Annotated in this window: 14 protein-coding genes; 6 read left to right on the forward strand and 8 right to left on the reverse strand. The window is 46.1% G+C overall.

Features of this window, described 5'->3' with window-relative positions; all coding sequences use genetic code 11:
- Window positions 1-14 precede the first annotated feature (14 nt).
- The 4 genes from ICN20_RS02860 to ICN20_RS02875 all read right to left on the reverse strand — a co-directional run bounded on the left by ICN20_RS02860 (window position 15) and on the right by ICN20_RS02875 (window position 4704).
- On the reverse strand, window positions 15-914 hold the full coding sequence (locus ICN20_RS02860; RefSeq protein WP_216238019.1) for a phosphoribosylaminoimidazolesuccinocarboxamide synthase: 900 nt from the start codon (window positions 912-914) through the stop codon (window positions 15-17).
- A 7-nt stretch (window positions 915-921) separates the two neighbouring features.
- A complete protein-coding gene (fba, locus tag ICN20_RS02865) occupies window positions 922-1986 on the reverse strand; it encodes a class II fructose-bisphosphate aldolase (RefSeq protein WP_215358596.1) in 1065 nt (354 codons plus the stop codon).
- A 67-nt stretch (window positions 1987-2053) separates the two neighbouring features.
- Window positions 2054-3490 carry a pyruvate kinase gene (gene pyk / locus ICN20_RS02870; protein WP_216238020.1) on the reverse strand — a complete coding sequence of 479 codons (1437 nt, stop codon included), beginning with the start codon at window positions 3488-3490 and terminating at the stop codon, window positions 2054-2056.
- A 2-nt stretch (window positions 3491-3492) separates the two neighbouring features.
- Complete coding sequence (locus ICN20_RS02875; RefSeq protein ID WP_216238021.1) at window positions 3493-4704, reverse strand: phosphoglycerate kinase; 1212 nt, start codon at window positions 4702-4704, stop codon at window positions 3493-3495.
- A 202-nt stretch (window positions 4705-4906) separates the two neighbouring features.
- Here ICN20_RS02875 and ICN20_RS02880 point away from each other — a divergent pair, with 202 nt between their 5' ends.
- From ICN20_RS02880 to ICN20_RS02900, 5 genes are read left to right on the forward strand one after another with little or no spacing between them, the layout of a single operon-like run.
- On the forward strand, window positions 4907-5830 hold the full coding sequence (locus tag ICN20_RS02880) for a branched-chain amino acid transaminase (RefSeq protein ID WP_216238022.1): 924 nt from the start codon (window positions 4907-4909) through the stop codon (window positions 5828-5830).
- Window positions 5831-5853: 23 nt separating this feature from the next.
- Complete coding sequence (locus ICN20_RS02885) at window positions 5854-6042, forward strand: zinc-finger domain-containing protein (protein ID WP_072582777.1); 189 nt, start codon at window positions 5854-5856, stop codon at window positions 6040-6042.
- 43 nt (window positions 6043-6085) lie between these two features.
- Entirely contained in the window at window positions 6086-7126 is a 1041-nt protein-coding gene (gene waaF, locus ICN20_RS02890) for a lipopolysaccharide heptosyltransferase II (RefSeq protein WP_216238023.1), read from the forward strand.
- 17 nt (window positions 7127-7143) lie between these two features.
- On the forward strand, window positions 7144-7578 hold the full coding sequence (locus ICN20_RS02895) for a nuclear transport factor 2 family protein (RefSeq protein ID WP_216226482.1): 435 nt from the start codon (window positions 7144-7146) through the stop codon (window positions 7576-7578).
- A gap of 5 nt (window positions 7579-7583) precedes the next feature.
- Window positions 7584-8204 carry a DUF2946 family protein gene (locus ICN20_RS02900; RefSeq protein WP_216238024.1) on the forward strand — a complete coding sequence of 207 codons (621 nt, stop codon included), beginning with the start codon at window positions 7584-7586 and terminating at the stop codon, window positions 8202-8204.
- On the opposite strand, the gene ICN20_RS02905 is transcribed toward ICN20_RS02900, so the two are convergent.
- Window positions 8201-9901, reverse strand: coding sequence for a M48 family metalloprotease (locus ICN20_RS02905; RefSeq protein ID WP_216238025.1), 1701 nt, complete (start codon window positions 9899-9901; stop codon window positions 8201-8203). The two genes, ICN20_RS02900 and ICN20_RS02905, sit on opposite strands and share 4 nt — an antisense overlap.
- Before the next feature lie 23 nt (window positions 9902-9924).
- Between ICN20_RS02905 and moaC the strand changes: the two genes are divergently transcribed.
- Window positions 9925-10401: a cyclic pyranopterin monophosphate synthase MoaC gene (moaC, locus tag ICN20_RS02910; RefSeq protein WP_216238026.1), complete on the forward strand. Its 477-nt coding sequence runs from the start codon at window positions 9925-9927 to the stop codon at window positions 10399-10401.
- A 65-nt stretch (window positions 10402-10466) separates the two neighbouring features.
- On the opposite strand, the gene ICN20_RS02915 is transcribed toward moaC, so the two are convergent.
- The 3 genes from ICN20_RS02915 to sucD all read right to left on the reverse strand — a co-directional run bounded on the left by ICN20_RS02915 (window position 10467) and on the right by sucD (window position 12812).
- Window positions 10467-10994: a pilin gene (locus tag ICN20_RS02915; RefSeq protein WP_216860180.1), complete on the reverse strand. Its 528-nt coding sequence runs from the start codon at window positions 10992-10994 to the stop codon at window positions 10467-10469.
- Between the two features lie 119 nt (window positions 10995-11113).
- Window positions 11114-11821 (reverse strand): TerC family protein, encoded by a 708-nt coding sequence (locus ICN20_RS02920; RefSeq protein ID WP_216240184.1) that lies wholly within the window; start codon window positions 11819-11821, stop codon window positions 11114-11116.
- Between the two features lie 97 nt (window positions 11822-11918).
- Window positions 11919-12812, reverse strand: coding sequence for a succinate--CoA ligase subunit alpha (gene sucD, locus ICN20_RS02925; protein ID WP_215347738.1), 894 nt, complete (start codon window positions 12810-12812; stop codon window positions 11919-11921).
- Between the last annotated feature and the right edge of the window lie 11 nt (window positions 12813-12823).

Genomic DNA, 12823 nt, shown 5'->3' on the forward strand with positions numbered 1-12823 from the left:
CTATTATCCCTGAGTTACGTCTTCTGAGTTAAGCGGGTAAGGGCTTCACGGTACTTTTGGGCAGTCTTTTCAATGACATCTGCTGGCAATTGAGGCGCAGGGGCTGTTTTAGGCCATAACTTGCCATCCACCATAGCGGTTTCAAGCCAATCTCGCACAAACTGCTTGTCATAAGAGGGTGGGTTTGAGCCCACATAGTAAGTCTCCGCTGGCCAAAAACGAGAAGAGTCAGCGGTTAATATCTCATCCATCAACACCAACTGGCCATTGACATCTAATCCAAACTCAAACTTGGTATCGGCAATGATGATGCCGCGAGTCGCAGCGTATTCGGAAGCCTCTTTGTACAAACGAATACTCACTTCACGAATTTGATTGGCCAACTTTTCGCCAATCATCTCGATCACTTTTTCAAATGAGATATTTTCATCATGCTCACCGACTTCAGCTTTAGCCGCTGGAGTAAAAATCGGCTCAGGCAATTTTTGGGCATTTTCCAAACCTTCCGGTAAAGCAATGCCGCATACCTTGCCAGTTTCTTTGTAATCTTTCCAGCCACTTCCCGCTAAATAACCACGAACTACTGCTTCAACCAATATTGGCTTCAAACGCTTAGCCACAACCGCACGGCCTATAACCTGATCAACTTCATCTGTAGTAACAACAGTAGCTGGGTCAATCCCAGTCAAATGATTTGGAATAACAGACGCCAATTTATCAAACCAAAAATTAGCCATTTGATTCAGAACCACACCCTTCTCAGGAATAGGCTCACCCATCACCACGTCAAATGCGGACAGGCGGTCAGTTGTAATCATTAGCAATTTGTCATCATCTAATGCATAAACATCGCGCACTTTACCTTTGGACAACAGAGGCAATGACTTAATGGAGGTAGCGTAAAGAGCTGGCATAGTTAAATCACTTCACAATTTGAGTTAATTTTCCGCTCTTATAGAGCTCGGCCATCTTCTCTAAAGGAATCGGCTTAATTTTGGAGGCTTGTCCAGCAGAACCAAAGGCCTGGAAACGAGCAATACAAACCTTTTTAGCAGCTTCACGAGCAGGCTTTAAATAATCGCGTGGGTCAAACTTGGATGGGTTTTCAATAAAGTAACGACGGATCGCGCCAGTCATTGCCAAACGGATATCGGTATCAATATTGATCTTGCGTACGCCATTCTTAATGCCTTCTTGAATCTCTTCAACAGGAACGCCATAAGTCTCTTTCATGTCGCCACCGAATTCACGAATCTCCGCCAGCAACTCTTGAGGAACGCTAGAAGAACCATGCATTACCAAATGCGTATTCGGAATACGCGCATGAATTTCTTTAATGCGATCGATAGCCAAAATATCGCCTGTTGGCTTTTTGGTGAACTTATAAGCACCGTGACTAGTACCAATAGCAATCGCTAAAGCATCGCATTGGGTTGCCTTCACAAAATCAGCAGCCTGTTCTACGTCGGTTAGCAACTGCTCGCGAGTCATCTTGCCATCAGCGCCGTGGCCATCTTCCTTATCGCCCTGCATAGTCTCAAGTGAGCCCAAAACACCTAACTCAGCCTCAACAGTAACCCCAATAGAGTGAGAGAACTTTACTACCTCTTTGGATACGTCGACGTTGTACTCGTAGCTAGCAACACTCTTGCCATCTGCTTCCAATGAACCATCCATCATTACGCTAGTAAAGCCGCTCTTGATTGCTGCCATACATACTGCAGGGCTTTGACCATGATCCTGGTGCATTACCACCGGAATATGAGGATAAGCCTCAACCGCAGCAGAAATCAGATGGCGTAAAAATGCTTCACCAGCATATTTACGAGCGCCTGCTGAAGCTTGCATGATGACCGGGGAATCAGCCTCATTCGCCGCTTCCATAATCGCAGTTACTTGCTCCAAGTTATTCACGTTAAACGCTGGCAGGCCGTAACCATTTTCAGCAGCATGATCCAAGAGTTGTCTTAAAGATACTAAAGCCATGGTGTTCTCTTAATAAATAGTAATGAAGTTAAAAATAAATCTGTTGTAAGTCTGTTTTCAGGGTGAATTACTTCACATGAATAATCTTAAGGGTATTGGTTCCACCGGGTTCGCCCATCGGCTCACCAGAAGTTAACACTACAGTGTCACCTTTTTTAACGGCGCCCACTTTTTTCAAGCAAGCCTCTACCTCTTGCAAGGCAGTATCACGGTCTTTGGTGTAGTCCAAGCCAATCGGCGTGACATTACGATAGGTACTTAAAGCGCGCTGGGTTGCAATCTTCGATGTCAATGCAAAGATTGGCACGTGAATATTATGACGACTCATCCAAATCGCCGTTGAGCCAGAATCAGTCAATGCAGCAATAGCATCGGCATTCAGGTGATGCGCTGTAAATAAAGCTCCTAAAGCAATCGTTTGATCAATGCGGGTAAAAGTCTGGTCTAGGAAGTCGGTATCGAGCTTCACAAGGTCGGATTTCTCAGCCTCAATACAAATTTCTGCCATCGCCTTAATCGTCTGCACAGGATAACTACCTGCTGCAGATTCTGCGGATAGCATCACTGCATCAGTGCCATCAAGTACAGCATTTGCCACGTCACTCACTTCAGCACGAGTAGGAACTGGGGCATTAATCATGGACTCCATCATTTGCGTAGCGGTAATCGTAAATTTGTCCGCTTCACGCGCCCACTTAATCATGCGTTTTTGCAAGGCTGGAACTGCGGCATTGCCTACTTCAATTGCGAGGTCACCGCGAGCAACCATGATGCCATCACTCTCAGCAATAATACTTTTCAGCGCTTCAGGTTCAATCGCTTCTGCACGCTCTACTTTGGCAATCGTTCTGACTTTGCCAACACCATACTTAGCACTAGCGGCATCAGCCAACTTACGGGCATAGGCCATATCGGCACCGTCTTTAGGAAAGCTGATAGCCAAGAAATCCACGCCCATCGCAATGGCAGCATCTAAATCAGCAATATCTTTTTCAGTCAGTGCGGGCGCAGTCAAGCCGCCACCAGCACGATTGATGCCTTTGTTGTTGGAGAGGGGGCCGCCTTGCTCAACAATAGTAAAAATCTCTCCGCCTTTAACACTGTCAACTGTCAGAACAACTAAACCATCATTTAACAAAAGACGATCGCCCGGTTTTACATCGCCTGGTAGCTCTTTGTAATCAAGACCTACTTTGGTTTGATCGCCAAGCTCGCAAGCCACATCCAGAGTAAATTTGTCACCTTCTTTTAGGAGAATTTTGCTATCAGCAAATTTACCGACACGAATTTTAGGGCCTTGTAAGTCAGCCATAATGCCAACTTCTTTACCTGCTTCCGCAGAAATTGTGCGCACTAAGTCATGACGCGCCTTATGGTCGGCAACAGTGCCGTGAGAGAAGTTCATCCGCACAACATCTACACCAGCACGGATCATGTCACGCAAGACTTCAGGCTTTTCGGAAGCGGGCCCTAAAGTTGCAATGATCTTTGTTGCTCTCAACATAGTTAGTCTTTCGCTCTTTCAGCAAGTACTGCAAAGGCTGGCAAGGTTTTACCTTCTAAGAATTCTAAGAAGGCGCCACCACCAGTAGAGATGTAATCCACTTGATTCTCAATACCGTATTTCGCAATAGCCGCCAAAGTATCGCCACCACCAGCAATAGAAAATGCAGGTGAGTGCGCAATAGCAGCAGCCAACATCTTAGTTCCACCGCCAAATTGATCAATTTCAAATACGCCCAATGGACCATTCCAAACAATCGTGCCAGCGTGAGCGAGCATGGTGGATAAACGCGCAGCAGTCTTTGGACCGATATCCAAAATCATGTCATCCTCTGCCACTTGATCAGATGCAACCCGGTTTGCGCGGGCTAATGGAGACAATTCATTTGCAACTACAACATCTTCTGGAATCGGAACATGGGCGCCACGCTTTTCCATGATTTCCATAATCTCTCTGGCTTCATCAACCAAGTCAGGCTCAGCAAGCGATTTACCAATAGGCAAACCTTTGGCTAACATAAAGGTATTCGCAATGCCGCCACCAACAATGAGCTCATCTACTTTTTCAGAGAGCGCTTTCAGAATTGTGAGCTTAGAAGAAACTTTAGAGCCAGCAACAATCGCCACCAAAGGACGCTTCGGACTTGCCAATGCACGACTCAATGCATCCAATTCGGCGGCCATCAAAGGACCAGCGCAAGCGACTGGTGCGAACTTAGCTACGCCATAGGTAGTAGCTTCAGCGCGGTGAGCGGTTCCGAATGCATCATTCACATAGACATCACACAATGTAGCAATCTTTTTAGCTAACTCGTCGCTATTCTTTTTCTCACCAACATTGAGACGACAGTTTTCTAGCAGCACTAGCTCGCCAGGATTTACTTCAAATCCTCCGTTCACCCAATCACTAATTAATGGAACCTTGCGATTCAATAAGCTAGCAATGCGATCAGCAACGGGAGCCAAACTATCTTCTGGTTTAAATTCCCCCTCGGTTGGACGTCCTAAATGGGAGGTCACCATCACAGCTGCTCCAGCATCCAAACACATCTGCATTGCTGGCATCGATGCCCGAATGCGAGTGTCCTCAGTAATGTTGCCAGCCTCATCCTGAGGAACATTAAGGTCGGCACGAATAAATACCCGCTTACCCTTTAATTGACCTGATTGGGCTAATTCGCTTAAACGCTTAACTTTAAATAAGGAATCCGGCATGAGTTTGGGTGAATAAGATGGTTTATGGGGAAGGCTCCATTCTAAAGGCTCTGGCCCAGCTACTACCCCTAAGGATCCAAGCCGACAGACTGTCCTGCCTGCTCTACAATAAGGACTTGAATGCATTCTGGGCCGGAAGACCAAACCCGATCGGCCGGATGCCTGGATTACAGATAATTAATAGACACAAAAGGTAAAGAAAATGTCGATGTCTGACCGCGATGGCTTTATTTGGACTGATGGGAAGCTAATTCCTTGGCGCGAGGCCAATATTCACGTATTAACCCATAGCCTGCACTACGGAATGGGTGTATTTGAGGGCATCCGAGCCTACAAAACCCCCCAGGGAACCGCCGTTTTCCGCCTCCCGGAGCACGTAAAGCGCCTTTTTAATGGCACCAAGATCTTCCAAATGAGCATGCCTTTCAGCCCAGAAGAGATCACCAAGGGCATTATTGACGTGGTTAACAGCAATAAGCTCGAAGCCTGCTATATCCGCCCAATTATCTTTATTGGCTCCCAAAAACTTGGAATATCCCCTAAAGGCAACAGCATCCATACCTCGATCGCTGCTTGGGAATGGGGTGCCTACTTGGGTGAAGATGGCCTTAACAAAGGTATTCGGGTTAAAACCTCGTCATTTACACGCCATTTCGTTAATTCTTCCTTGGTTCGCGCTAAGGCATCTGGCTACTACATCAACTCCATTTTGGCCAATCAAGAAGTGACTGCCAATGGATACGATGAAGCTTTATTGCTCGACACCGAAGGGTATGTTTCCGAAGGTTCTGGGGAAAACCTCTTTATGGTTCGCAATGGCATTGTGTACACGCCAGACTTGGCTTCATGTTTAGACGGCATCACTCGTGACTCCGTTATTCAGATCGCAAAAGACCTAGGATATGAAGTGCGTGAGAAACGCATCACCCGTGACGAAGTCTATTCTGCGGATGAAGCATTCTTTACCGGTACTGCTGCTGAAGTAACTCCAATCCGTGAATTAGATGATCGCACGATTGGTGATGGTAAGCGTGGCCCGATCACTGAGAAAATTCAGAAAACGTATTTTGATGCTGTTTACGGCAGAAATGATAAATACAAATCTTGGCTCACTTACGTTAAGTAATTTCAGTAATTAGGAAATAGCACATGACTCAAGCTCAAGTTGTAATGGTGGATGGCAAAGATTTGCCGCTGCACTGCCCCACCAATAAAACGCCAGCATGGAACTCTCACCCACGAGTTTTCTTAGATATTACTGAAACCGGTGAAGCCAAATGTCCATACTGTGGCACAGAGTACAAACTCATTCCCGGCACCGAGCCGCACGGTCACTAAACCTTATCAGCACCCCCTGGGGTGCTGAGTCGGGATGCATTACATGCACGGTATTCTGATCATCGCCCCCAACTGGATTGGGGATGCTGTAATGACTCAGCCTTTACTGGCCAATATCAAAGAGCAATATCCAGAAGCAAAAATTGATGTACTCGCCAGCACCTGGGTGGCACCCATCTATCGTGCTTGCCCAGAAGTTAACGAAGTCATCGAAGCAAAGTTCGAACATAAACAATTGCAATGGTGTCTGCGTAAGAAGCTCGCCAAAGCACTTGCAGTAAAAAAATATCAGGCCTGTTTTGTATTGCCAAATAGCTTAAAGTCGGCATTAATTCCTTGGCTTGCTAATATTCCTTTTCGAATTGGCTATCGCGGCGAAGTGCGCTTTGGCTTAATTAATTTTTCGCTGGATAACCCAAGCAAAGTTCATCGTCCACCAATGGTCGAACACTATCTTGCCTTAAGTCAACTTCTCAATAAAGATCAAACTGCTGCGGCACCAAGTAATCTCACTCCAAAGTTGAATGTATCTGCTGCCGCAAATCAATCAGTACAGGCAAAATTAAAAAGTGCCAATATTGATCCGGCTAATATCTACGTGATGTGCCCTGGTGCTGAATATGGTCCAACTAAACGCTGGCCGACCAGTCACTTTGCACAATTGGCGAAAAAATTAATTGCCAGCAACCCCAATAATCAGATCATTCTTTTGGGAAGCAAAGGCGATCATGCGCTTGCCCAAGAAATTCAGTCTCAAGCGAGCCAAGATGGTCACATTCATAACTGGTGTGGAGATACCTCGCTTGATGAGGCTATTGCCCTGATTGGTATGAGTAAAGCCGTTATCAGCAATGACTCGGGATTAATGCATATTGCAGCAGCCCTGAAAACCCCTCAAGTCGCCATTTTTGGATCGAGCGACCCAGCGCATACTCCACCACTGTCAGATAAAGCTAAAGTCATTTGGCTTAACCTGCCTTGCAGCCCATGCCATAAAAAAGAATGTCCACTCGGTCACTTAAAGTGCTTAAACGACATCTTGCCGGAACAAGTATTCGCTACACTCAATACCTTACAGCCATAACCCAGGAACAGTAAGCCATGACTAAACTTGCCAGACTCTTTCACAATGCAGATGAAGTTGTAGAAGCATGGCGAGATGCCTTACGTCATCGTGATGTTCAAGGCGCCCTGGATATTTGGCTAGATGATGATTCCATTACCTGCGTTCTCCCAGAGGGTCATCGCTTAACTGGTCATGCAGAAATTAGAGAAGGTCTAGAAAGGCTGCTGGCAAAGCAGCCTCTATTCTTAGAACCGATCGCTTGTATTAGTCACTCTGTTTTAGGTGCTGCGGTATACGACACCACTGAAGCAGTGCACCTAAGGGCCGATCAAGTTGAAGCAGAATTTTTTCTAAATATCACGCTCGTACTACTGCAAGATAGTCAGGGTTGGCGTATTGCTCACCTGCATGCCAGTCACTCTACTGAAGACACTTTCGACGCCCCTTCTACGCCGCACGGTCTGCACTAAAGAGCATGGATGATCAAGTACTTAGGTCACTGATAAAGTGGCCAAATGTGCCTGATTGCTATGGCTGGCTTGCCTTAGATCGTCGTGGTCAATGGCGTATGCGTGATGAGTTCACACAACTGAACAATCTCCCAGGTCAAGTAATTCAACATATTGCTCTGAAAGAATTTATCGCACGTAACTATGCCTGCGACGAACTCGGTAGATACTTTTTTCAGAATGGGCCACAGCGCGTTTACATAACACTAGATGCTACCCCCTGGATTACAAGAATCCTTCCTAGTGACAAAGGTCTCAGTTTCATCAACCAATGCCATCAAAGCATGGATCCAGCTGGAGCACTAAGTGATGAGAATGGCAATATTTATATTGTCGGAAACGCAAATCAAATGATTTACAACAGCAACGATAGCAAGAACAGTCAATTTACTGAGGGTACTATTCAAACAATCGCTTTGTTGCATGATCACGATTTAGATCAGTTTTCTGGGCTTGCCAAACTACATGAAGAAGCTTGTAGTTTTGGAGGGTCATGGTTTTGGCGGGATAAACAATTGCCTTTGGATCCTATTCACTCTGAAGAGCTAGCTTCCCGCTTTAATTACATTCCAAAACCGCAGCCCTAGCCTGGCATTTTCTTGCCCTGCTCCTTGAGCTCATCGTAATACTGCCTTTGCATTTCACGCAAACGCGCATCAATACTAGATCCTTGATAAAAATCGGCGCCACCAGCAGAGCGAGCAATTCTCAACTGCTCAATTGCTGAGGGCCAAGCACCCTCTAAAGCATATTTTTCCCCGAGAGCGTAATGGCGCATAGGGACATTTTTAGCCTGATCATAGGATTGAGAAAGTAAGGTCCACCAAACAATCTCGTTAGGCTGAGACCTTGTGCGAGCCTTTAACCATGTAATAGCATCATTAGTGCGGCCTAGCTTTAGTTCGGCATTAATCATGGCAGCGCCAGCGGCATAAGACTGGGGGTAGGCTCGCAAAGTAGCCTGGGCTATTTGTAACGCCTCTTCTCCTTTGCCTTTTGCCAATGCCAGTTCAGAGGCGGTGATATCCAGAGAAAGACTTTGTCTTTGGACTGGAGATCCAGGGGCACTTGCCTTCTGAGCTAGATTACGCGCTTGCTGCAAATCAATCTCTGCCTGGTCAATTTTTCCCTGGCGTTGCGCTATCAACGCAAGTCCGTAGAAACCTTCTAATTGCTTACCGATAGATTGCTGCTTACTGTAGCTCTCAAAAGTATTTTTCAAGTCATACATTCCACTAGAGGTACCTGATTGCTCCATGCGAGCTCGAGCTTTTATGAAATAAAACTCGACAGAGGTTGGGACATTACGCGACCCCACGGTCCTCGCTCTATCTTGCATATCCGCAATACGATCTGTTGTTAAGGGGTGGGTTCGAACATAGCCAGGCACCCCTTTATCCATGATCCCGGTAGCCTTTTGTAGGCGCTGGAAGAATCCTGGTGCACCATTTACATCGTATCCACTTGCATCCAGAATCTGAAATCCAATACGATCTGCTTCACGCTCCGCATCACGGGAATATGAGAGCTGGTTGTTGACTGCAACCGCTTGACCGCCCTGCATTAGACCGGCGGCGGCAGAAGGATTGCGGGAAGCTGCTAAAGCACCCAGGACCATACCTGCCAAAGCAATCATCATATTGGTAGTTTGCTTATCCATCTGACGTGCCAAATGCCGTTGCAATACGTGACCCGTCTCATGCCCCATTACTGAGGCAACCTCGGAATCAGAATCAGCACTCACAATCAGACCTGTATGAAAGCCAATAAATCCGCCAGGTAATGCAAACGCATTAATACTGCTATCTTTTACAGCGAAGACTTCAAAGTTATAAGCGCCACTTCCCTGCTCATTTGCGCCCCCAAGTTGCAACTTTTTAGCAGCCTGCAAAAGGCGACGTTCCATTTGATTTAAAAAATCATAGAGCGGTAAGTCATTCGAATAATCAGGATCTGGACGAATCTGGCGCATGATCATTTCGCCATACTTACGTTCATCCATTCTACTTAAGGCATCTCCGCCGGGATCACCCATGTCAGGCAAAATAATCGTTGGCTGACTCTGCATAGAGCTGCGTGTAGGCGCATTAGCGGGACGTGCATCGGGCGACTGCATTGCCCTGCCGATATTCTGAATAGCGGCTGAATTACCCTCCACAGATACATCCCCAGCGGGGGTGGCTGCATAAGCAGGAAATCCAGAGCAAGTCAGCCCGACCATCAGCTGAATGGCTAAAGCACGGTGCAATAAAGAGGTTTTTGTAACGGACTTTATATCTTGCATCTCTATATGGTAAAACTTATCCCATGAACAAACTAACTCATTTTGATGCGAGCGGGCAAGCCCACATGGTAAACGTTGGCGATAAGCCTAACACCCATCGCATAGCGATCGCCACTGGCAAAATCACCATGCTTCCCGAAACCTTCAAAATGGTAGGCGCAGGCACCCACAAAAAGGGTGATGTCCTGGGTATTGCCCGAATTGCAGGCATTCAGGCATCTAAAAGAACATCGGATCTAATTCCTTTATGCCATCCGTTGGCGCTGACTCACGTTAGCTTGGAATTCCAAACCAATTCTCCAGAAAGTAGCATTACCTGCCGAGTTAGAGCAGAAACTACAGGGCCGACTGGTGTCGAAATGGAAGCCCTCACCGCAGTCCAAGTAGCCCTACTCACAATTTACGACATGTGCAAAGCAGTGGACAGAGGAATGGTAATGGGTGATGTGCGGCTGCTAGAGAAGAGTGGCGGGAAGTCTGGAGAATGGAAGCAATCCTAAAGACCTCTAAATTCTTCAATAAAAAAGCTGCTTCATGGGCAGCTTTTTTATTGAAGACTAATTAATTACTTCACTATCCTGCACTCAGATGGCAATAACTGAGGAATTAAATTTGTCTCAGTAGACCTGCATGACCATCCACCTGCCCATGCTGCCCCTTCTGGTTTGGATAAATCAATAGGCCTAGGAGAATTGGCATCAGGCTCGTTTGTTGGCACCAAATGAAGTGTGTTTTTGCCTTCAGGCGCAACGCTCACCTGATAGTCAATCGCGATAGCGCCTGATGTGGTGATTTCAATTAACTTCACGCTACGAGTAGGAGTAAATGTAAAAGATCCATGCGTCGCTTCATCCATGGGGACGGTTCCACGACTTGCAAAAGCCTCCGTCACCGCAAGCTTGGCACTAGAGGATAAATTCATACCCTCAACCACCCGACTTCTGGCTATATAGTCCTGATACTGCGGCACTGCCACAGCAACCAAGATACCAATGATGGCCACAACGACCATCACCTCAATCAAGGTAAAGCCAGACTCTTGATTCACTTTCATATTTTGAGTGCCCTGAATATCCGTATCAATCTTGTGCATATCTTCTAATCCCCCAGTTGAAATACTCGATCATCCAATTTTTCGCAGACAGTCACAAGGAAGCGAGCAATAAAAAAGCCGGCATGTTCAGCCGGCTTTTCTGATTTGATGCGAAGAAATTACGCAGCTTCTTTATGGTTCTGCTTCTTTTTGAGATATGTGCCAACCAAAAGCACGATGGCAACCCCAATGCCCTCAAAAATCATGTGTGCATCTTCAAATGCTGCCTGCATAGAGTCCTTGATTGCTGGATCTTCAACCAACATGCCGCCTGCAAGTAGACCCAATAAACCGGCACCCAAAGTAATAATGATAGGGAAGCGATCCATTACCTTTAAGAGCAAAGCACTACCAAAAATAATCAACGGAATAGATAAACCCAAGCCAACGATGAGTAGTACCAAGCGAGTTTCTTCTGGTCCCTTTTGAGCAGCAGCCGCTACTGCTAAAACGTTGTCTAGACTCATTACTAAGTCAGCGACCAAGATCGTACGAATCGCACCCCAGATATTTGGATGGGCATGCATATCTTCTTCTTCACCACTATCCGCCAAAAGCTGAACACCGATATAAAGAAGCAATATGGCGCCGACAATCTTGAGATATGGCAGGGTCAATAACTGAACTGCAGTAATTGTAAGAACTACGCGCAAGATAATTGCCGCAGCACTACCCCAAAAAATAGCTTTTTTCTGCTGCACTGGCGGCAAGTTACGTGATGCGAGCGCAATCACAACTGCGTTATCACCCGACAACAAAATATTCGCAACAATAATTGATAAAAGAGCGGCCCAAAATGCTGGTCCTGAAAATACTGATAAATCCATCATGTCTCCTACGTTTTTTATGTTTTATTTTATTTTTACTAATACTTAATACTAAAAAAGGATGCTGTGTTAACAGCATCCTTTTCCTTGTCGCTATTTACAACATGGCTTTCAACAAAGCAGCCATTTCTGATGGGTTCTTTGTTACTTTGAAACCACACTCTTCCATAACGGCAAGTTTGGCATCTGCAGTATCAGCACCACCAGAGATCAAGGCACCTGCGTGACCCATACGCTTACCTGGAGGCGCTGTAACGCCGGCAATAAAGCCAACTACTGGCTTTTTCATATTGTCTTTGCACCAGCGAGCAGCTTCAGCCTCATCTGGACCACCGATTTCGCCAATCATGATCACAGCATCAGTCTCTGGATCTTCATTGAACATTCTCATGATGTCGATGTGCTTTAAGCCGTTGATCGGGTCGCCACCAATACCAACCGCTGTGGACTGACCTAAACCAATGGATGTCAACTGACCAACTGCTTCATAAGTCAATGTACCGGAACGGCTAACAACGCCAATACGGCCTTTCTTATGAATATGACCAGGCATGATGCCGATCTTGATTTCATCTGGAGTAATGATGCCTGGACAGTTAGGGCCTAACAATAAAGTCTTCTTGCCGCCAGCCGCTTCTTTAGCATGCATCTTGTTGCGCACTTCAAGCATGTCACGTACTGGAATGCCCTCAGTAATACAGATCACGAAGTCGAGGTCAGCTTCAACAGCTTCCCAAATCGCAGCAGCCGCACCAGGAGGCGGAACATAAATTACAGAAGTAGTTGCGCCAGTTTGCTGAGCAGCCTCTTTAACAGTTCCGTAAATTGGAATGTTAAAAATAGACTCGCCAGCTTTTTTAGGATTTACACCAGCAACAAAACAGTTTTTGCCGTTTGCATATTCCTGACATTTTTCAGTGTGGAACTGACCTGTCTTACCAGTAATACCTTGAGTAATGACTTTGGTGTTTTTATTGATCAAAATAGACATATCGAAATTCC

The sequence above is a fragment of the Polynucleobacter sp. JS-Polo-80-F4 genome, assembly GCF_018881965.1.
Classification (GTDB): Bacteria; Pseudomonadota; Gammaproteobacteria; order Burkholderiales; family Burkholderiaceae; genus Polynucleobacter.